Raw genomic sequence first — 20069 nt, 5'->3', positions numbered from 1 at the left:
TACGTTCCGATATGTTACTCACCCGTTCGCCACTCGCCACCCAAGAAGCAAGCTTCTCTGTGCTGCCGTCCGACTTGCATGTGTAAAGCATGCCGCCAGCGTTCAATCTGAGCCAGGATCAAACTCTTATGTTCAATCTCTAACTTTTTAACTTCTGGTCTGCTTCAAAGAAACTAACAGGACAATGTCTAAAACATCATCTTGTCTGTCTTTCAAACAGTGTGAGGCTGTCGCACTCACACTTATCGGTAATCTGTTTTGTTAAAGAGCGAAAACGAATTATAAAGCATTTCATCTCATTGTCAATCAAAACTTTTCTTAAAACCTCGAAAAATCAGACCAACTGTGATATACTTACCTGTTCGTTCAATCACCGCCGAAGCAGCGAAGAACCGAACTATACCCCCCTCCTCAAAAACCGTCAACTCCTAAACCGCAAAAAATTCCACAAAACATAACAACAACCTGAAATACAAAGACTTTTATTTCAAAATATTCTCAAACCAAACTCAATCAACAGTAAAGGTCGTCTGAAATCCCTTTCAGACGACCTTTATCACTATTTACCACGCATCAATTCAAAAAACTCATCATTGTTTTTGGAATCTTTGAGTTTACCCACCAAAAATTCGGTCGCTTCGATTTCGTCCATCGGATGCAGGAATTTGCGCAAGAGCCACATGCGCTGCAACTGGTCGTTCGGCACCAACAATTCTTCGCGGCGTGTGCCGGATTTGTTGATGTTGATGGCGGGAAACAGGCGTTTTTCCGCCATGCGGCGGTCGAGGTGCAGCTCCATATTGCCTGTGCCTTTAAATTCTTCATAAATCACATCATCCATGCGGCTGCCGGTTTCTACCAAAGCGGTCGCAATAATGGTGAGCGAGCCGCCTTCTTCTACATTGCGCGCTGCGCCGAAGAAGCGTTTGGGGCGGTGGAGGGCATTGGCATCTACGCCGCCGGTCAGGATTTTGCCGGAAGTGGGTACAACGGTATTGTAAGCGCGGGCGAGGCGGGTAATCGAGTCAAGCAGGATGACTACGTCTTTTTTGTGTTCCACCATGCGCTTGGCTTTTTCAATCACCATTTCCGCCACTTGGACGTGGCGTTGCGCCGGTTCGTCAAAGGTGGAGGAGACGACTTCGCCGCGCACAGAACGGCTCATTTCGGTAACTTCTTCAGGGCGTTCGTCAATTAAGAGAACGATGAGTTCGACGTCAGGATAATTGGCGGTAATCGCGTGGGCGATGTTTTGCAGCATCACGGTCTTACCGGTTTTCGGCGGCGCAACCAAAAGGGCGCGTTGTCCGCGACCGATGGGGGACACTAAATCAATGGCGCGGCCGGTAAGGTTTTCTTCGGCTTTGATGTCGCGCTCGAGTTTGAACTGTTTGGTAGGGAAAAGCGGGGTAAGATTTTCGAAGAGGATTTTGTGTTTGCAGACTTCGGGATGATCGCCGTTGATGCTGTCGAGACGGACAAGGGCGAAATAGCGTTCGTTGTCTTTAGGTACGCGCACGCTGCCTTCGATGGTGTCGCCCGTATGCAGGTTGAAGCGACGGATTTGTGTGGGGGAGACGTAGATGTCGTCGGGGCCCGCGAGGTAGGAAGTGTCTGCGCTGCGTAAAAAGCCGAAGCCGTCGGGTAGGATTTCGAGCGTGCCTGAGCAGGTAAAACTTTCGCCCTGCTTCATCATTTGTCGGACAATGGCGAATACGAGGTCTTGTTTGCGGAAACGGTTGGCGTTTTCAATGCCGTGTTCTTCTGCCATTTCCAAGAGTTTGGAAATGTGTAGGGTTTGTAGTTCTGAAACGTGCATGATTTTTGACAGTTGTATTGGAAAAGAATGGGATTCGGAAGACAGAGGTCGTCTGAAAAGAATAGTGTACGGAATGTACGGTGATTTTTGAGAAACCTGAATTGTAGGCAGTCGGAGGGCGGGTGTCAAATTTAGGTGGGACAAGGTTTGTATGGCATAGGTTTTGTTGCATGACTGGTAACATTGAATTGAAAAAGTCGTCTGAAAAATACGTTTCAGACGACCTGTTATAAAGCAATAATAATCCTTCTGCTATTTAGCGTTTATTCAGATAACCCTCGGGGAAGATGCTGTGATATGAGGTGTATAGACCGATTGCCATCATAGAATAAGGAACTGTGAAGACAGAACCAGACAAAATTGTAAGAAAAATGAAAACTTCCCATATTTGCTGTTCCCCTCCTGCGCCTAACAGTTGTCCTCCTACACCCAATACAAAAATAATTGGTATAGCAAATAATGTCATTGCCAACCCAAATGCCATAATAACGCCAAACCAAATCAAGCTATATACCAGAAACGCAGGGATATTGCGAAAACAGGCATTTAAGCTAACCTTAATGGCGGCAACTGGTCTGACATCCTCCAACATGACCAAAGCAGGAGTCAACCAAAACATCATAGAACCAATGCTAATGACCATCAGCATTATAATGAACACAAGTGACTCCCCCATCGGCAACATCTCTAGAGCAGAAAGATTTCCTTTCGTAAGCAACATGATAGGAATAACAGCAACCAACGCAAGAAGCAGTATCGCAACTATACTCATCAGCATAAGAACTAGGAACGAACCGATCTTTTTAGTTGAAAAACCTGCAAACAAACTACCAAAGTTAAAATTCGCACCTTTTGCGGTTTGATGTGCCAGCAGCACAATACCACCTAGGAAACAATAGCTTCCCCAATATACAAACAGATTGATGATCACTTCGCGTATGACTATACCTAAGGACAATTGATTGAAGGTCATAGGCTGGCTGCCTTCTGCTGCATAGCTGGACAACAAACCCAAAGCAATCGGGATAAGGAAGAACAAAACCATTGCCCCTATCCATTTTAATTTGTATTTATTAAAAATACGCCATGATTCAGCAAACCAATTTACCCCTTCACTTGCACGCAAACGTTTGGGTTGATTAACGGGGCTATTAGGTACAGCAATATGTTGCGTAGGTTGCGAAGTTTCCATAAAAATAATTTCCAAGTTTATGAATGAGAAAAATTATCATTATATCATAAAACATAGGTTTATTTATTGAGCCTTTTTGACAATAGGTCGTCTGAAATCTTTTCAGACGACCCCATTTATAACCACACACCCCTTTCTTCTTTGGAAGTTTGATAAATGACTACACCCACACCCAAAGACCCTCTCGGTTCTGCATGGATGATTGTTGCCGCACTCGGTTTTACCGTCATGAACGTGTGCATCAAAGCAGCAGCGGCAAAATTCAGCTTCAACAGTGGCGAACTGGTATTTTGGCGCATGAGTTTTGCCGCCGTCGCATTAGGCATAATGGCAAAAGCACGCGGCGACACCTTTGCCACACCGCATTGGAAAACCCACCTCAACCGCAGCGTTGTCGGTACAGCCGCCATGTTTTGCCTGTTTTATGCCGTCATGCACCTGCCGCTGGCAACGGGGGTAACCTTAAGCTATACCTCCTCGATTTTTCTGGCGGTATTTTCATTTTTTATCCTGAAAGAGCGGATCGCGTTTTATACGCAGGCGATTTTGTTATTTGGCTTTTTCGGTGTCGTCCTGCTGCTGAACCCTTCGTTCAAAGGCGGACAGGAAATCGCCGCATTGGCAGGCTTGGCGGGCGGAGCCATGTCAGGTTGGGCGTATTTGCAGGTGCGCGAACTGTCGTTGCTCGGCGAGCCGGGTTGGCGGGTAGTGTTTTATTTTTCGATAACCGGTGTCGTCATGGCATCGGTTTGGGCAACTTTGACCGGCTGGCACAACATTCCTCTATCCGCCCTGCCCTATCTTTTCTGCATCGGACTTGCCGCCATGCTTGCCCAGCTTTCCATGACCCGCGCCTATAAAGTCGGCAACAAATTCACCGTCGCCTCTCTTTCTTATCTGACCGTCGTCTTTTCCGCCCTATCGGGCATGATATTTTTGGGCGATACCGTCACTTGGCAGGAAACCTTTGGTATGATTATTATTGTCACAAGCGGCATATTAAGCAGCATCCGGCCGGTTTCGATTAAAAAGTGGCTTACCAAAACAAGCTGACCATCAACCTCATCATTAACATCATATAAAAAGGAGAGTACGATGATTTCCATCCGCGAGCAGTCTTACGGTTTGAATGTGGCGCTGTACAACGAATTTACCCTCGACGATTTCCGCCAGCTTGAAGCTGCCTTATTGGAAAGCAAACAAAAAATCCACTTACCCGACGTCCTTTTGGATTTGTCCATGCTGAAAGATTTCACAATCGATATGGCGATGGAACAAATCAAATTCCTTAACCAACATGAAAACGACTTCGGCCGCGTCGCCGTCATTACAGACGACATTTGGATCAAACTCGGCGCCCGCCTCTCCAGCCTGTTGACCAACCAACATCCGAAATATTTTGACGACGCCACTAAGGCACAAGAATGGCTGTTGGCAAGCAATTTCAGGCAATAAAAATGAAGGGCTGAAACAGACGAAATAGCATCCTGCCCTTTTCACCTTCTGAATTTCTCTCGGAAGGGGTCGTCTGAAACATGCAAAATACACACAAAATAGCCCCGTTTTAGTGTTATCAATGACGTTTTTTCATTTAAATATGCTAAAACTCGATAATTTGTGTAAAATACACTCCGCATAAGGATAGGACTCCCATGCTGCTGATTCCCGCAATCGATTTAAAAGAAGGCCGCTGCGTGCGCCTGAAACAAGGTTTGATGGAGCAGGCGACGGTGTTCTCCGATTCGCCCGCCGAAACTGCGCTGCATTGGTTCAAACAAGGCGCGCGCCGTTTGCATTTGGTGGACTTGAACGGTGCATTTGCCGGCGTTCCGCAAAATTTCCCCGCCATCAAGGACATCCTCGCTGCCGTTGCCAAAAACATTCCCGTACAGCTGGGCGGCGGGATACGCGACTTGGAAACCATTGAAAAATATTTGGATTTGGGATTGAACGACGTCATTATCGGTACGGCGGCGGTAAAAAATCCCGACTTCGTGCGCGAGGCGTGCAAAACGTTTCCGGGGCAGATTATCGTCGGGTTGGATGCCAAAGACGGCATGGTGGCGATAGACGGCTGGGCGACCGTAACCGAGCATCATGTGATTGATTTGGCGAAACGTTTTGAAGACGACGGCGTCAACAGCATTATTTACACCGACATCGGCCGCGACGGCATGATGAGCGGCGTGAACATCGACGCAACCGTCAAACTGGCGCAAGCCGTCGCCATTCCGGTTATCGCGTCGGGCGGTTTGACCAATTTGGACGACATCCGCGCTTTGTGTGCCGTTGAAAAACACGGCGTGGCGGGCGCGATTACCGGGCGTGCGATTTACGAGGGCAGTATTGATTTTGCCCAAGCGCAACAGTTGGCGGATTCGCTGGCATAATTTGTATTGGCGGAACCCGCCGCACTCGTTTTGGTGAAATTCGTTACACTCGTTTTAGCGAAACTCGCTGCGCTCGTTTTCAGACGACCTTATTTAAAAACGACCATCCAGGTCGTCTGAAATGACCAAACGTTTTCTTACTCACTTGTTCCGCTGTTTTCAAACAATATAGCGGGGCGAAGATACAAAATAATCGGTTGAACCTGTTTGCTTTCATTGTTGTCCTGTCTTCACAGGCAGGACAAAAGACGGGCTCGTCCATTTTTCTTCACAATAAAAGGCGGCAGACCGCCGAATATTGTTTGGGACTCACCATCCCACACTCACTAGTTTTATTTACTTTTCAAGGGGTATTTCATGTTTGAAGCATTTATTTTGGGCTTTTGGATTATCTGGTCGTCCGGCCGCAACGTGCGCGCCGTCAGCGAAGGTTTGGGATTTACCATCATCGCCATCCTCGTCCGCCAGCTTTCCGCGTTCGATATGCCGATGATCGACACCTATTGGATGGTGTTTAACGGCGCGTTGTGGGCATTTGCCAGCACAGTGTTTTATATCGTCGGACGCTTCAGCGGCAGCTTTATGACTTCCTGCGTATTCGCCGCCATTGCAGGCGTCGGCTATTTCCAACTGCTCCAACACCTGCCCAAATGGGTGCACAACTGGCTGGCGTAACACCTGCCTTGCCGGTATCAATGATTTGAAAGGTCGTCTGAAACGGATTGTCCGTTTGGGTGGAATCCGCTGTATGGATTTTAGCGAAACCCGCTACGCTCGTTTTCAGACGACCTCATTCCTAGGTTTGGAAAGGCATTCAAAATGGCACTGGCAAAACGCATCATCCCCTGTCTCGACGTCAAAGACGGCCGCGTCGTCAAAGGCGTAAACTTTCTCGGTTTGCGCGATGCAGGCAACCCCATCGATGTTGCCAAACGCTACAACGACGAAGGTGCGGACGAACTGACCTTCCTCGACATCACTGCCTCCTCCGACAACCGCGACACCATTTTGCACGTCATCGAAGACGTTGCCTCACAAGTTTTCATTCCGCTGACCGTCGGCGGCGGTGTACGCACCGTAGCCGACATCCGCCGCCTGCTCAATGCCGGTGCGGACAAAGCCAGCATCAACACCGCTGCCGTCACCAACCCCGATTTAGTCAACGAAGCCGCCGGATTTTTCGGCTCGCAAGCCATCGTCGTCGCCGTCGATGCCAAAGCCGTCAATCCCGAAAACACCCGCTGGGAAATCTTCACCCACGGCGGGCGCACGCCGACGGGCTTGGACGCAGTCGAATGGGCGGTTGAAATGCAGCGGCGCGGCGCGGGCGAAATCCTGCTCACCAGCATGGACAGGGACGGCACGAAACAAGGCTTCAACCTGCCGCTGACCCGTGCCGTCAGCGAAGCGGTCGATATTCCCGTCATTGCCTCAGGAGGCGTCGGCAATGTTCAGCATCTGATTGATGGCATCAAAGAAGGCAAAGCGGATGCCGTGCTTGCCGCCAGCATTTTCCACTTCGGCGAAGTCAGTATCCGCGATGCGAAGCTCGCCATGCGTGAAGCCGGAATCGAAGTGCGGCTGTGAGTTGAACTTGATTGACTCAAGGTCGTCTGAAAACGAGCGCAGCGAGTTTCGCCAAAACGAGCGCAGCGAGTTTCGCTAAAATGAGTGAAACGAGTTTCGTCAAAATAAATAAGGATGCCGAATATGGATAACAGCCTGCTTGAAGCCGTCAAATTCGACGAAAAAGGCTTGGTCTGCGCCATTGCCCAAGACCGGCAGACCCGCCGCGTATTGATGGTCGCATGGATGAACGCCGAAGCCCTGCAAAAAACCGTAGAAACCGGTTTCGCCCACTATTACAGCCGCTCGCGCCAAAAACAATGGATGAAGGGCGAAGAATCGGGGCACACGCAAAAAGTGTACGAATTACGCCTCGACTGCGACGGCGACGCCATTGTAATGTTGATAGACCAAAACGGCGGCATCGCCTGCCATACGGGACGCGAAAGCTGTTTCTACAAAGTTTGGAAAGACGGCGCATGGCAGACGGTTGATGCCGTGTTGAAAGACGAAAAAGCCATTTATGGGCATACGCATCCTTAGAGGTCGTCTGAAAATGAGCGCAGCAAGTTTCGCCAAAACGAGCGCAGCGAGTTTCACCAAAAATCGGGCGGATGATTGTCTGTTGTCAGAAACAGCGTTACGCGAAGCCAAGCAAGCCGATGCTTTATCCGAATAATCCTTATCCTTCAAAGCAAAGCCGAAAATCCCATGTCCGACACCATCCTCACCCAAATCCAAAACACCATCGACTCCCGCAAAGGCGGCGATTCCGAAGCTTCCTACGTTGCCCAGCTTCTGCACAAAGGTGAAGACAAAATCCTCAAAAAAGTCATCGAAGAAGCGGGTGAAGTCCTGATGGCGTCGAAAGACGGCGGCGGTGAACACCTCGTTTACGAAGTTGCCGACTTATGGTTTCACACCATGGTTCTCTTGGCGCACCACGGTTTGCGCGCCGAAGATGTCGTCAACGAGCTTGCGCGCCGTCAAGGTTTATCAGGCTTGGCGGAAAAAGCCTCTCGCAAAGAGTCTTGAATTTATATTACAATCCGACCTTATTCGTTTTTCTGCCGTCTGTTTGACGAAACGCGCTGCACACGTTTTAGCGAAACTCGCTGCGCTCGTTTTCAGACGACCTCGGAGCCATTATGGACAACTGTATTTTCTGTAAAATCGCCGCCAAAGACATTCCGGCGCAAACCGTGTACGAAGACGACGAGATGTTGTGCTTCAAAGACATCCGCCCTGCCGCGCCGGTTCATCTGCTACTGATTCCGAAAGTCCATTTCGACTCGCTGGCACACGCCGCGCCCGAACATCAAACCCTCTTGGGCAAAATGATGTTGAAAGTCCCTCAAATCGCCAAAGCGGCAGGTTTGACCGACGGTTTCAAAACCCTGATCAATACAGGCAAAGGAGGCGGGCAGGAAGTGTTCCACCTGCATATCCACATCATGGGTACGCCTGCGTAAACCAATATTTCAAATATCCATTCTCAACTATATCAAGGATTTACTATGTTCTCTCTGTGGCACTGGATTATCGTATTAATCATCGTCGTTTTGGTTTTCGGCACCAAAAAACTGCGTAACGTCGGCAAAGACCTCGGCGGTGCCGTGCATGACTTCAAACAAGGTCTGAACGAAGGTACCGACGGTAAAAAAGACGAAGTCATCGAACACAAAAAAGACGAAGACAAAGCATAATCTATGTTTGATTTCGGTTTGGGCGAGCTGCTGTTAGTCGGCATCGTCGCCCTGATTGTACTTGGTCCCGAGCGTCTGCCCGAAGCCGCCCGTACTGCCGGACGGCTCATCGGCAAGCTGCAACGCCTCGTCAGCAGCGTCAAGCAGGAATTCAACACCCAAGTCGAATTGGAAGAGCTGCGTAAAGCCAAACAGGAATTTGAAGCCGCCGCCGCACAAGTGCGCGACAGCATCAAGGAAGTCGGTACGGATATGCAGGACAACCTGCGCGACATTTCCGACGGACTCAAACCTTGGGAACGCCTGCCGGCGCAACGCACGCCTGCCGATTTCGGTTTGGATGAACACGGCAACCCGCTTCCTTCGTTAAGCACGGAAGTTTCAGACGACTCGGCTGTTTCTACGTCGTCTGAAAACGCTCTGCCGCAAGCAGACACTACGACGGATGCCGTCGAAACCGACACGCCCGCGGAATCCGAGCAAGACCGCGCATGGCGCGAATACCTGACCGGCAGCGCCGCTCCGGCGTCCAATGCCGTAGAAGTCAGCTATATCGACACTTCCGCAGACGCGCCCGTGCTGCATATCACTTCCCTCAAAAAACAAGCGATGAACCGCAAGCGCGACCTGCGCCCGAAATTTCATGCCAAACCCAAACTTCGCGTCCGTAAAAAGTGAGTAAACCGGTGTCCGAACCTCAAAACGAACAACCCGTCCAACCTCTTATCGAACACCTTATCGAGCTGCGCCGCCGCCTGATGTGGATCGTCATCGGCATCGTCGTCTGCTTTTTCAGCATGATGCCGTTTGCCCAGCAGCTTTATACCTTCGTTGCCGACCCCCTGATGGCGAACTTGCCCAAAGACACCAGCATGATTGCCACCGACGTCATCGCGCCGTTTTTTGTACCGGTGAAAGTGACGCTGATGGCGGCATTCCTCGTTTCCCTGCCGCACACGCTCTACCAAATTTGGGCATTCGTCGCGCCCGCCCTCTACCAAAACGAAAAACGACTGATTACCCCGCTCGTCCTCTCCAGCGTCAGCCTGTTTTTTGTCGGCATGGCGTTTGCCTATTATCTCGTTTTCCCCGTTATCTTTAAATTCCTCGCAGGCATCACCCCCGTCGGCGTCAACATGGCGACCGACATCGACAAATACCTGTCCTTTATTTTGGGCATGTTCGTCGCATTCGGCACGACTTTCGAAGTCCCCGTCGTCGTCGTCCTGCTCGCCAAAATCGGCGTTGTGACCACCGAACAACTCAAAAACGCACGACCCTACGTCATTGTCGGCGCATTCGTCGTTGCCGCCATCATTACCCCGCCGGACGTGATTTCCCAAACCCTGCTTGCCGTCCCGCTTATCTTGCTTTACGAAGCAGGTATTTGGTGCAGCCGCTTTATCAAACCCAAATCGGACGAAACCGACGAACACCCGCCCCTTCCGCCCGCAGAAACTTAAATCAGCCTGCGGATATAGCTTGCAAAGGAAAAAAGGTCGTCTGAAACGGAACATCCCGTTTCAGACGACCTTTTTCATACGCCAGCGTTTGCGTTTTACCGACCTTATACCGAAATCCCCACCAATTTCCTGCATTGCCCCTTTCAGACGACCCCTCTATAATCCCCGTTTCCATCCTAAAAACAGGAAACACCTCATGAACATCACAGAAATCGTCCGCCAACGATACAGCACCAAATCTTTCGCCCCGTCCAAAAAAATCGCTGCCGAAGACTTCGCCTATATCGAAGCCGCCCTGCGCAACAGCCCCTCCAGCGTCAATATGCAGCCGTGGCACTTTATCATCGCCGATGACGAAGCTGGCAAAGCGCGCATTGCCAAATCCACCGAAAAACTCCCTTACAACACCCCGAAAATTACTCATGCCTCCCACGTCGTCGTTTTCGCCGCCCGCGTTTGTGCCGACGATGATTATGTCGCCGCCGTATTGGCGCAAGAGGACAAAGACGGACGTTTCGCCACGGAAGAAGCCAAGCAGGCAGGCGATTCCACCCGCCGCCTGTTCTTGGGCATCCACCGCAACCAATTCCAAGATGAAGAGCAATGGCTTGCCAAACAAGTCTATCTCAACATGGGCTTCACCCTATTCGCCGCTGCCGCAGCAGGCATCGACGCCGTGCCGATGGAAGGCGTCGATTTGCAGGTTTTGAATGAGGAATTCGGTTTGACTGAAAAAGGCTACAAAGCCGTCGCCGTCGTCTCCTTCGGCTACCGTGCCGCAGACGATTTCAACGCCGCGCTGCCCAAATCGCGTTTTGAAAACGAAGTCATCTTCACCAAAATCTGAACCCGATAGAAACGAAAACAAGGTCGTCTGAAACCCGACAATGCAGGATTTCAGACGACCTTATTTGTATCAGCCAATCGCGGCAACAATAAGATTAAATCGCCGCTTCCGCGCGTTCGCCCGTCCGTATCCGAATCACTTCTTCGACCGGCAACACAAAAATCTTACCGTCGCCAATTTTGCCCGACCGGGCAGTCTCTACAATGATATCGATGGCGCGTTCCACATCTTCATCTGCCAACACCAGCTCGACCTTGACTTTGGGCAGAAAATCAACCGCATACTCCGCGCCGCGGTAAATTTCGGTATGCCCTTTCTGACGGCCGAAACCTTTAACCTCGCTGACCGTCATGCCGCTGATCCCGATTTCTGTCAGAGCTTCACGGACATCGTCCAATTTAAACGGCTTAATCACAGCTTCGATTTTTTTCATGATATTTTTCCTTAAATTTCAGGATGGCATAGCGTTCGACCCTCAACCAATCCGGTTTGGATAAAACGTTGAATCAGCCCAAATGCAGCCTTGCTTCCATTTTTTACACAATATAGTGGATTAACTTTAAACCAGTACGGCGTTGCCTCGCCTTAGCTCAAAGAGAACGATTCTCTAAGGTGCTGAAGCACCAAGTGAATCGGTTCCGTACTATCTGTACTGTCTGCGGCTTCGTCGCCTTGTCCTGATTTAAATTTAATCCACTATATAGACCGAACCGCCTGCCCATCCTAGCGTAGAACAGGTTGAATATTATAGTGAAACCCTGACAAAACCGCTATGGCGCGCTTGTCATCGGTTTCCGCCCATTTTCCAACACCTCCTGTTTAACACGGACAAACAGGAATAAAAAGCGATACAAGGTCGTCTGAAAAAGGTTTTTAGGCATAAAATTTCCTGAATATCCTATTTTTTTATTTGATTAGTATTTTTTATCCAAAATTCAGCATAATGTTTTCCAATATTCACCATTCAGGATTTTGATTTACGTTAAAATATGCCTTTTTTTGTGAAGGTCGTCTGAAAAAGACGGAGAGAATAGATGTCTGAACAACATACACACGCTTCGACTTGGAAAAGCAAAATCAATGCGCTGGGGCCCGGAATCATGATGGCTTCGGCGGCGGTCGGTGGTTCGCACCTGATTGCCTCGACGCAGGCGGGTGCGCTTTACGGCTGGCAGCTTGCGTTGATTATCATTTTGACCAACCTCTTCAAATATCCGTTTTTCCGTTTCAGCGCGCATTACACGCTGGATACGGGCAAAAGCCTGATTGAAGGCTATGCGGAAAAAAGCCGCGTTTATTTGTGGGTATTCCTGATTTTGTGCGTTATCTCAGCAACGATTAACGCAGGTGCGGTCGCCATCGTGACCGCCGCCATCGTCAAAATGGCGATTCCCTCGCTGACGCTGAATGTCGGCGCAATCTCCGCGCTGATTATGGCTTCCTGCCTGATTATCTTGGCAAGCGGACGCTACAAAGCCTTGGACAATGTTTCCAAAATCATCATCGTCAGCCTGACGATTGCCACAGTCGCCGCAGCCGCCATCGCCATGTCGCGCGGCATGCAGATGAAACCCGACTTTATCGAGCCTACCCCATGGACACTGGCAGGCTTGGGCTTCCTCATCGCGCTGATGGGCTGGATGCCTGCGCCGATTGAAATTTCGGCTATCAACTCTTTGTGGGTAACGGAAAAACAACGCATCAATCCTTCCAGCTACCGCGACGGTATTTTCGACTTCAACGTCGGCTACATCACCAGCGCAGTGTTGGCGGTTGTCTTCCTCGCCTTGGGCGCGTATGTGCAGTACGGCAACGGGGAAGCAGTGCAAATGGCGGGTGGCAAATACGTCGGTCAACTGATTAATATGTACGCCGTCACCATCGGCGACTGGTCGCGTCCGATGGTCGCATTCATCGCCTTCGCCTGTATGTACGGCACAACGATTACCGTAGTGGACGGCTACGCGCGCGCGATTGCCGAGCCGGTACGCCTGCTGCGCGGCAAAGACAAAACGGGCAACGTCGAACTGTTCGCCTGGAACGTTTGGGTCGCAGGTACGGGCTTGGCAGTGATTTTCTGGTTCAACAGCGCGATGGCGGAGCTGCTCAAGTTCGCCATGATTACCGCCTTCGTTTCTGCTCCCGTGTTCGCTTGGCTGAACTACCGCCTCGTCAAAGGCGACAAACGCCACAAACTGACGGCAGGTATGGACCTCCTCGCCATCCTCGGCTTGATTTACCTGACCGGATTTACGGTTTTGTTCCTGCTGAACCTGACAGGCATCTTGGCTGCACCTAAGTAAGCCCAATCAAGACAAAGGTCGTCTGAAAACCGGATTTTGGTTTTCAGACGACCTTTTGTTATGTATGGCAAAATGTTCAAACGAAGGGATGAACTTCAAACCGATGCCGCAAAGCAAACCGACATCGCCGCAGCCCATCGGAAACCCCGCCATATCCTTTTGAATTTCCAACCAAACCCATTATAATAACGCCTCCTCGCGCCGTCGCGGACGACTCCCGGCGGCATTTGTTATGGAAGAATTATGAAGCCGTCTATCTTAGAAAAACTACAACAACTCAGCGACCGACTGGAAGAAGTCACCCACCTCCTCGGACAGCCCGCGGATGCTGAAGAAATGCTGCCCGCCCCTCGAAAAGCAACAGCACGGCCACGATAAGGAAATGCCATGAAATGCCTATATTCTCTGATAGCCTGTGTCATACTGGCAGCCTGTTCTTTCGAAGTCAATGAAACCACCCGCACCGACAACAGTGTCGCCATCAAAGCCGCCGCCGACGCACAGGCGAAACAAGCCGTTCATCCCGACAATCCGTCGCCCTACGGCCTGACCATGGGCAAAGCCACAGTGGCCGACGCGCTGAAAAAGCATCCGCAACTTGCTAAGGCGGCCTCCAGCACCATAGGCTACAGTAACGGCACGTCCGTTCCGATGAACAATGCCTACTCAATGCCCGATGCAGACGGTTCGATTATCGTTTTCCAATTCGATGATACGCACGACACGTTGCAAAACATCATGCTGATACCGTCTAAAAAAACGTTTCACCAAGTGAAAAAGGAATTTGACGCGCTCTACCCGCCCTACCCGCGCCTGAACCGCGAAGAATTCGAAGCCCTCGCCCCGCAAGGCACAGATTTCGAGCATCAGGAAAACTGGTTCGCGCAACACAAATCCGACATCGCCTTCTACAAACAGGGCGACACGCTGATTTTGGCCGCCGTCAGCGCGGCATCGCCGAAGGAAAGCGTCGTGATGTACCGCAACAGCAGCTACATCCCCGTATTGAAGGAAAAAGCGGCAGAAATCACCACCCGCAAACTGCACTGATCTGCAATACGGAAAAGTAATCGGTTATCATCCGCGCCAATCCGTAACGGGTCGTCTGAAAACCTTTCAGACGACCTTCAAAGAAAGACTTACATGAAACCCAGCATCATCGAAAAATTACAACAACTATCCGACCGTTTGGAAGAAGTCACCCACCTCCTCGGACAGCCCGAAGCCACGTCCGATATGGACAACTACCGCAAGCTCACGCGCGAACACGCCGAATTGACGCCCGTGGTCGAAGTGTTCCAAAACTATCAACTGGCGCAAAGCGACTTGGCGGATGCCGAAGAAATGCTGTCCGACCCCGAAATGAAAGACTTTGCCGCCGAAGAAATCGAAGCGGCAAAAGCCAAAATCGACACGCTCGATACCGAACTGCAAAAACTGCTGCTGCCCAAAGATGCCGACGACGACAAAAACATCTTCATCGAGGTGCGCGCCGGAACGGGCGGCGACGAAGCCGCGCTGTTTGCAGGCGATTTGCTGCGCATGTACAGTCGCTACGCCGAACGCAACCGCTGGCAGGTTGAAATCGTCTCCGCCAACGAAAGCGAACTGGGCGGCTATAAAGAAGTCATCGCCCGCATTGTCGGCTTGGGCGCGTACAGTCGTCTGAAATTCGAATCGGGCGGCCACCGCGTGCAACGTGTCCCCGCCACCGAAAGCCAAGGCCGTATCCATACCTCCGCCTGTACCGTCGCCGTTATGCCCGAAGCGGACGAACTGGAAGACATCGAGTTGAACCCCGCCGACCTGCGCATCGACACCTTCCGCGCATCCGGCGCGGGCGGTCAGCACATCAACAAAACCGACTCCGCCGTCCGCATCACCCACCTGCCCACAGGCATGGTAGTCGAATGCCAAGACGGCCGCAGCCAACACGCCAACAAGGCGCAGGCGATGAAAGTCCTCGCCGCCCGCCTGAACGATGCGCAAAAACGCGAAGCCCAAGCCAAAGAAGCCGCCGAACGCAAATCCCTTATCGGCAGCGGAGACCGCAGCGAGCGCATCCGCACCTACAACTACCCCCAAGGCCGCGTGACCGACCACCGCATCAACCTCACCCTGCACAAACTGGATTTCGTGATGGACGGCGACTTGGAAGAAATCACCAACGCCCTGATTGCCGAGCATCAGGCAGAGCTTCTGGCAGCAATGGGTGACTGATGGGGCGGTTGATACTTGGTGCCAAAGCGTGAAGGCAGGCTTGATGGCGGGAAAACAAGTTCTGCCAAAACGTAAATCAAGCCTCAGCCGTCGCCCACCGCCCTTTCCGTAACCATAAAAATCTTATGCGGAAATGACGGTGCTCCTAAAAACACCTTCCCAAAGTCCTCAAACGCAAACCCAGATAAACCGATTTCACGCAGTCCTCCAACACCCCGCCCCTTTTCAGACGACCCATCCCAATCCATGAACACCCCGCTCACCCGCCGCCGTTTTTTCGCTATCGCTGCCCTGACTGCCGCCGGAGCAGCCGCGCCCTTCCTCCTGAACCGCAACCGCCCTGCCCCGTTACCAACTATCGGCGAGCCCGTCATTTGGAAAGGCATCGCGCTGGGTTCCGGCGCCGAGCTCCGCCTCTTCGGCGTTGACCGCAAAGAAGCCGAAATCCTCGTCAACAAAGTCCTCGCAGAAGTCGCCCGCCTCGAAAAAATCTTCAGCCTCTACCGCGAAGACAGCCTCATCAACCGACTGAACAAAGAAGGTCGTCTGAACAACCCGCCGCCCGATTTCCTCGCCCTGTTGAGCATCTGCCGCGACATCCACGCCCTGACAGACGGCGCGTTCGACCCCACCGTCCAAGTATTGTGGAATCTTTACGCAGACCATTTCCGCCGCAACCCGCGTGCCGAAACCCCGCCGTCCGAACCTGACATCCGGCGCGCCCTCAAACTCGTCGGCTTCAAACACGTCGTCTTCGACCAAAAAGCCATCCTCTTCGAACAAAAAGGCATGGGCTTGTCCCTTAACGGCATCGCCCAAGGCTACATCACCGACAAAGTCACCGCCCTGCTGCAACAACACGGCATCCGCCAAGCCCTCGTCGATATGGGCGAAATCCGCGGCTTCGACACCGACAACCAACGCACATGGAACGTCGGCATCCGAAATCCCCAAAACGAAGAAGCCACCCTCCTGACCATCTCCATGCAAAACCAAGCCTTCGCCACCTCAGGCGGCTACGGTACCGTGATGGACGAAGCCGGCAAGTTCACCCACCTCTTCGACCCGCGCACCGGTACTGCCACACCGCGCTACCGCAGCGTCAGCGTCATGGCGCCGACTGCCGCCGTTGCCGATGCCTTCTCCACCGCGTTCTCCATCATGGACGAAGCCGCCATCCGTACCGCAGCCCGCGCCAAACAGGCAAAAGTCTGGCTGGTCATGCCCGACAACCGCATTGAAACCCTAGCCTGAACGACTTATCCGCTAAAATGGTGTACTACAAAGAAACGCAGCTACAAGGTCGTCTGAATGCCCAAACTCCATCAAATCATCGAACGTCATTGGCAACGCCCCAATCCGTTTTTATCTTTCCTGCTCAAACCCTTATCCAAACTGTTTGCCAAAATTGCGGCGAAACGGCGCGATGATTTCGTTTCAGGTCGTCTGAAAAGCGAAAAGCTGCCCGTGCCTGTGGTCGTGGTCGGCAATATCCACGCGGGCGGGACGGGGAAAACGCCGATTGTCGCCGCGCTGGTGTCGGGTTTACAGGAAAAAGGCGTAAAGATCGGCATCATCAGCCGGGGCTACGGGCGCAAGAGCAAGGCGGTTCATGTATTGAATGCCGCGAGCCGTGCGGAAGATGCGGGCGACGAGCCTTTGCTGCTGTTCCGTAAAACCGGCGCGCCGACGGCGGTGGGCAGCAGCCGTGCGGAGGCAGGCAGGGCGTTGCTGGCGGCGCATCCCGACATCGGGCTGATTGTGGCGGACGACGGCTTGCAGCATTATGCTCTGCGGCGGGATGTGGAAATCGCGGTGTTTCCGGCGGCGGATACGGGGCGGACGGATTTGGATTTGCTGCCCAACGGCAGTTTGCGCGAACCTTTGTCGCGGCTGGATTCGGTGGATGCGGTCGTCGTCAGCGGCGGCAAGGCGGATGCGTCGTTTGCGCCGTCTGAAAATATGTTTCACAGCCGTATCGAAACGGGACAGATTTACCGTTTGAACCAGCCGTCCGAAATACTGGATACAGGCCGTCTGAAAAACCAAACCGTCGCCGCCGTGGCGGGTATCGCCAAACCGGAGCGTTTTTTTGATTCGCTGCGGAACATGGGCATCACGTTGAACCAAACCGTCGCGCTGCCCGACCATGCCGACATCGCAGCGGCAGATTTGCCCAATGCGGGCGCGGTCATTATTACGGAGAAAGATGCGGTCAAGTTTTCAGACGACCTCAATCTGAATCATGTATGGGTGTTGCCTGTTTGTGCGATAATCGAACCTGATTTGGCGGCGTTTGTGTTGGAACGGCTGAAAGATTCCCGACAGGTCGTCTGAAATCAATTGAATCTTTGTTGCTGTTTGTCTTGAATAATAAGGAAATTTATGAACCTGAAAAAACTGCTGCTCACTTTCGTTGCCATTGCCGCCTGTTCCGCCGCAACAGCCGCGCCCCCAAGCGATAAGTCTTTAAATAGATGGATGGAAGTCCAGCATATCGAACGCGACTTTCTCAAAAATTTGACCAACATGGCGGAAGCACAAAACCGACAGCTCATGCAACCGATCATCTCCTCATATCCACCGGAACTGCAGCCGCAATTACAAGCCGCGTCAGACCGTTATATGAACAAAGTGTTTAAAGCTTATTTCACACCGCAACTTAGAAACAAATTAATGAAAGAAATAAAAAAAGTTGCCAAGGACGAGTTCACTCAACAAGAGATTGATGCCATGATTGCGTTTTACGAGACTCCCGTAGGACAATCTATCGTGGAGAAAAATTCGGCATTCATAAAAAAACTCGCCAATATAGGGGCAAGCGAAGCGGATATGAAAGAAATAGAAACAATTAGCGAACACTACCTAATTGAATTTGAAAACGAAATTAAAAAAATATTGTCTGAAGAATGTACCCCCTAAACCTTAAACAGGAGAAAAAGATGAAACTGAAAACCTTGTTATTGCCCTTCGCCGCGCTGGCATTGTGTGCCAACGCATTTGCCGCTACACCCAGCGACGCATCGCTGGAGCGTCTGTTTGAAGTGCAGAAGATGGATGCCTTGTTGGAACAGTCTTTCCAAAGCATGGAAGGCATTGTGCTTTCCGATCCGAATGTACAGAAATTTTTGAAAGATGCGCCGGAAGACAAACGTCCGCAATTGGAGGCGGTATTGAAAAAGTATGCAACCCGGTCGATTGCCGAAATCAATACGCCGCAAGTGCGCGCCCAGTTGCGTAAAGCGGCTTTAGACGGCATGAAGACGGTTTATACGCAAGAAGAAGTCAACGCATTGATTGGCTTTTACAGCACGGCGGTAGGTCAATCGATAATGGATAAAACGCCGCGCTATCTTGAGGCGACGATGAAACCGATGATGAACATCCTTGCCGGCAAATACACCCAATCCAACGAAAGCGCAAACTTGAGGCGCGAAATCCGCCAAATCATGTGCAACGGCAAAAATCCTGCCCAAGCCTGCGCCAAACAGCCGAACAAACCGGCACGGAAAAAATAATGCCGCTTAAGGTCGTCTGAAAACGAGCGAAGCAAGTTTCGCCAAAACAAGCGAAGCGAGTTTCGCTCAAACCATCAAACCCGAAAGAAACCCCATGGAAAAAAAATTCTTAGACATCCTCGTCTGCCCCGTTACCAAAGGCAGGCTGGAATATCATCAGGACAAACAGGAATTGTGGAGCCGTCAGGCGAAGCTGGCGTATCCGATTAAAGACGGCATTCCCTACATGCTGGAAAACGAAGCGCGAGCGTTGAGCGAAGAGGAACTCAAAGCATGACCGAATTCGTCGTATTAATTCCGGCGCGGCTGGATTCATCGCGCCTGCCCGGAAAAGCCTTGGCGGATATTCACGGCAAACCGATGGTCGTGCGCGTTGCCGAACAGGCGGCAAAAAGCAAAGCCGCGCGCGTCGTCGTTGCCACCGACCATCCCGACATTCAGACGGCCTGTCAGGCGCACGGCGTCGAAGTCGTCATGACTTCAAAACGGCACGAAAGCGGCACGACGCGCCTTGCCGAAGCCGCCGCCGCGCTGAAACTGCCGCAACATCTGGTGGTCGTCAACGTACAGGGCGACGAACCGCTGATTGCCCCCGAACTCATCGACCGCACCGCCGAAGTCTTGGTGGAAAACAACGTGCAGATGGCGACTGCGGCGCACGAATTGCACGATTTCGACGAATTTATGAATCCCAACGTCGTCAAAGTCGTCCTTGACAAAAACCGCAACGCCATCTACTTCAGCCGCGCCCCGATTCCCTATCCGCGTGATGCCATGCGCGCCGAAAAACGCGAATTGCCCGCCGAAACTGCCGTCCTGCGCCATATCGGCATTTACGCCTACCGCGCCGGTTTCCTGCAACGCTACGCCGAAATGAGCGTCTCGCCGCTGGAAACCATCGAATCGTTGGAACAACTACGCGTCCTGTGGCACTGCTACCCGATTGCCGTCGAAACCGCCAAACAAGCCCCCGCCGCCGGCGTAGATACGCAAGAGGATTTGGACAGGGTCAGGGCTGCGTTTGAGGTCGTCTGAAAACGAGCGA

Annotated in this window: 26 protein-coding genes and 1 rRNA gene; 22 read left to right on the top strand and 5 right to left on the bottom strand. The window is 51.8% G+C overall.

Annotated features, from left to right (window positions below; translation table 11 throughout):
* The 3 genes from HMPREF1051_RS12050 to HMPREF1051_RS12040 form a co-directional block, all read right to left on the bottom strand.
* Positions 1 to 134: ribosomal RNA gene (locus tag HMPREF1051_RS12050) — 16S ribosomal RNA — on the bottom strand; the annotation flags it as partial.
* A 425-nt stretch (positions 135 to 559) separates the two neighbouring features.
* The gene (gene rho / locus HMPREF1051_RS12045) at positions 560 to 1819 is read right to left on the bottom strand and encodes a transcription termination factor Rho (RefSeq protein ID WP_003756207.1); all 1260 of its coding nucleotides are present in this window, start codon (positions 1817 to 1819) and stop codon (positions 560 to 562) included.
* A gap of 256 nt (positions 1820 to 2075) precedes the next feature.
* Positions 2076 to 3011: a hypothetical protein gene (locus tag HMPREF1051_RS12040; protein WP_003769080.1), complete on the bottom strand. Its 936-nt coding sequence runs from the start codon at positions 3009 to 3011 to the stop codon at positions 2076 to 2078.
* Between the two features lie 156 nt (positions 3012 to 3167).
* On the opposite strand from HMPREF1051_RS12040, the gene HMPREF1051_RS12035 reads away from it, so the two are divergent.
* The 13 genes from HMPREF1051_RS12035 to HMPREF1051_RS11980 all read left to right on the top strand — a co-directional run bounded on the left by HMPREF1051_RS12035 (position 3168) and on the right by HMPREF1051_RS11980 (position 10983).
* The gene (locus HMPREF1051_RS12035) at positions 3168 to 4064 is read left to right on the top strand and encodes a DMT family transporter (protein WP_003768983.1); all 897 of its coding nucleotides are present in this window, start codon (positions 3168 to 3170) and stop codon (positions 4062 to 4064) included.
* Between the two features lie 42 nt (positions 4065 to 4106).
* Positions 4107 to 4466 (top strand): STAS/SEC14 domain-containing protein, encoded by a 360-nt coding sequence (locus tag HMPREF1051_RS12030; RefSeq protein ID WP_003756202.1) that lies wholly within the window; start codon positions 4107 to 4109, stop codon positions 4464 to 4466.
* Between the two features lie 197 nt (positions 4467 to 4663).
* Positions 4664 to 5401: a 1-(5-phosphoribosyl)-5-[(5-phosphoribosylamino)methylideneamino]imidazole-4-carboxamide isomerase gene (hisA, locus tag HMPREF1051_RS12025; protein WP_003769070.1), complete on the top strand. Its 738-nt coding sequence runs from the start codon at positions 4664 to 4666 to the stop codon at positions 5399 to 5401.
* Positions 5402 to 5758: 357 nt separating this feature from the next.
* Positions 5759 to 6076: a hypothetical protein gene (locus tag HMPREF1051_RS12020; RefSeq protein ID WP_003756197.1), complete on the top strand. Its 318-nt coding sequence runs from the start codon at positions 5759 to 5761 to the stop codon at positions 6074 to 6076.
* Between the two features lie 144 nt (positions 6077 to 6220).
* Positions 6221 to 6988, top strand: a complete 768-nt coding sequence (hisF, locus tag HMPREF1051_RS12015) for an imidazole glycerol phosphate synthase subunit HisF (RefSeq protein ID WP_003769021.1) — start codon at positions 6221 to 6223, stop codon at positions 6986 to 6988.
* Between the two features lie 123 nt (positions 6989 to 7111).
* Entirely contained in the window at positions 7112 to 7510 is a 399-nt protein-coding gene (gene hisI, locus HMPREF1051_RS12010) for a phosphoribosyl-AMP cyclohydrolase (RefSeq protein WP_003769029.1), read from the top strand.
* Positions 7491 to 7646, top strand: a complete 156-nt coding sequence (locus tag HMPREF1051_RS14945; protein ID WP_003769053.1) for a hypothetical protein — start codon at positions 7491 to 7493, stop codon at positions 7644 to 7646. Before hisI ends, HMPREF1051_RS14945 begins: the two co-directional genes overlap by 20 nt.
* Positions 7647 to 7678: 32 nt before the next feature.
* Positions 7679 to 8002, top strand: coding sequence for a phosphoribosyl-ATP diphosphatase (locus HMPREF1051_RS12005; protein WP_003769002.1), 324 nt, complete (start codon positions 7679 to 7681; stop codon positions 8000 to 8002).
* Positions 8003 to 8115: 113 nt separating this feature from the next.
* On the top strand, positions 8116 to 8439 hold the full coding sequence (locus HMPREF1051_RS12000; RefSeq protein ID WP_003756181.1) for a histidine triad nucleotide-binding protein: 324 nt from the start codon (positions 8116 to 8118) through the stop codon (positions 8437 to 8439).
* Positions 8440 to 8484: 45 nt separating this feature from the next.
* Positions 8485 to 8673 (top strand): Sec-independent protein translocase subunit TatA, encoded by a 189-nt coding sequence (gene tatA / locus HMPREF1051_RS11995; RefSeq protein WP_003769025.1) that lies wholly within the window; start codon positions 8485 to 8487, stop codon positions 8671 to 8673.
* A gap of 3 nt (positions 8674 to 8676) precedes the next feature.
* Positions 8677 to 9351 (top strand): Sec-independent protein translocase protein TatB, encoded by a 675-nt coding sequence (gene tatB / locus HMPREF1051_RS11990; RefSeq protein WP_003769086.1) that lies wholly within the window; start codon positions 8677 to 8679, stop codon positions 9349 to 9351.
* An 8-nt stretch (positions 9352 to 9359) separates the two neighbouring features.
* Positions 9360 to 10136: a twin-arginine translocase subunit TatC gene (tatC, locus tag HMPREF1051_RS11985; RefSeq protein ID WP_003769012.1), complete on the top strand. Its 777-nt coding sequence runs from the start codon at positions 9360 to 9362 to the stop codon at positions 10134 to 10136.
* Positions 10137 to 10332: 196 nt separating this feature from the next.
* Positions 10333 to 10983, top strand: coding sequence for an oxygen-insensitive NAD(P)H-dependent nitroreductase NfsB (locus HMPREF1051_RS11980; protein WP_036493222.1), 651 nt, complete (start codon positions 10333 to 10335; stop codon positions 10981 to 10983).
* Positions 10984 to 11077: 94 nt separating this feature from the next.
* On the opposite strand, the gene HMPREF1051_RS11975 is transcribed toward HMPREF1051_RS11980, so the two are convergent.
* Positions 11078 to 11416, bottom strand: coding sequence for a P-II family nitrogen regulator (locus HMPREF1051_RS11975; protein WP_003756171.1), 339 nt, complete (start codon positions 11414 to 11416; stop codon positions 11078 to 11080).
* A 601-nt stretch (positions 11417 to 12017) separates the two neighbouring features.
* Between HMPREF1051_RS11975 and HMPREF1051_RS11970 the strand changes: the two genes are divergently transcribed.
* On the top strand, positions 12018 to 13286 hold the full coding sequence (locus HMPREF1051_RS11970) for an Nramp family divalent metal transporter (protein ID WP_003776858.1): 1269 nt from the start codon (positions 12018 to 12020) through the stop codon (positions 13284 to 13286).
* 6 nt (positions 13287 to 13292) lie between these two features.
* Here HMPREF1051_RS11970 and HMPREF1051_RS11965 read toward each other — a convergent pair whose 3' ends face one another.
* Complete coding sequence (locus tag HMPREF1051_RS11965) at positions 13293 to 13439, bottom strand: hypothetical protein (protein WP_036493218.1); 147 nt, start codon at positions 13437 to 13439, stop codon at positions 13293 to 13295.
* Between the two features lie 234 nt (positions 13440 to 13673).
* Here HMPREF1051_RS11965 and HMPREF1051_RS11960 point away from each other — a divergent pair, with 234 nt between their 5' ends.
* The 8 genes from HMPREF1051_RS11960 (at position 13674) to kdsB (ending at position 20059) form a co-directional block, all read left to right on the top strand.
* Positions 13674 to 14336 carry a hypothetical protein gene (locus HMPREF1051_RS11960; protein ID WP_003769087.1) on the top strand — a complete coding sequence of 221 codons (663 nt, stop codon included), beginning with the start codon at positions 13674 to 13676 and terminating at the stop codon, positions 14334 to 14336.
* 93 nt (positions 14337 to 14429) lie between these two features.
* Positions 14430 to 15506, top strand: a complete 1077-nt coding sequence (gene prfA, locus HMPREF1051_RS11955; RefSeq protein ID WP_003769056.1) for a peptide chain release factor 1 — start codon at positions 14430 to 14432, stop codon at positions 15504 to 15506.
* A gap of 246 nt (positions 15507 to 15752) precedes the next feature.
* Positions 15753 to 16760, top strand: coding sequence for an FAD:protein FMN transferase (locus HMPREF1051_RS11950; RefSeq protein WP_003768988.1), 1008 nt, complete (start codon positions 15753 to 15755; stop codon positions 16758 to 16760).
* A 57-nt stretch (positions 16761 to 16817) separates the two neighbouring features.
* A complete protein-coding gene (gene lpxK / locus HMPREF1051_RS11945) occupies positions 16818 to 17843 on the top strand; it encodes a tetraacyldisaccharide 4'-kinase (protein ID WP_003769007.1) in 1026 nt (341 codons plus the stop codon).
* A gap of 48 nt (positions 17844 to 17891) precedes the next feature.
* The gene (locus HMPREF1051_RS11940; protein ID WP_003756150.1) at positions 17892 to 18428 is read left to right on the top strand and encodes a DUF2059 domain-containing protein; all 537 of its coding nucleotides are present in this window, start codon (positions 17892 to 17894) and stop codon (positions 18426 to 18428) included.
* Between the two features lie 20 nt (positions 18429 to 18448).
* Positions 18449 to 19024 (top strand): DUF2059 domain-containing protein, encoded by a 576-nt coding sequence (locus tag HMPREF1051_RS11935; RefSeq protein WP_003768977.1) that lies wholly within the window; start codon positions 18449 to 18451, stop codon positions 19022 to 19024.
* A 94-nt stretch (positions 19025 to 19118) separates the two neighbouring features.
* The gene (locus HMPREF1051_RS11930; RefSeq protein ID WP_002221286.1) at positions 19119 to 19301 is read left to right on the top strand and encodes a Trm112 family protein; all 183 of its coding nucleotides are present in this window, start codon (positions 19119 to 19121) and stop codon (positions 19299 to 19301) included.
* On the top strand, positions 19298 to 20059 hold the full coding sequence (gene kdsB / locus HMPREF1051_RS11925) for a 3-deoxy-manno-octulosonate cytidylyltransferase (protein WP_003768962.1): 762 nt from the start codon (positions 19298 to 19300) through the stop codon (positions 20057 to 20059). Before HMPREF1051_RS11930 ends, kdsB begins: the two co-directional genes overlap by 4 nt.
* The last annotated feature ends 10 nt before the right edge of the window (positions 20060 to 20069 follow it).

It is taken from the genome of Neisseria sicca VK64 (assembly GCF_000260655.1).
GTDB classification, from domain to species: domain Bacteria; phylum Pseudomonadota; class Gammaproteobacteria; order Burkholderiales; family Neisseriaceae; genus Neisseria; species Neisseria sicca_B.
The sequence above is the reverse complement of the archived record's forward strand: the minus strand, read 5'-3'. Positions and strand labels throughout refer to the sequence as shown.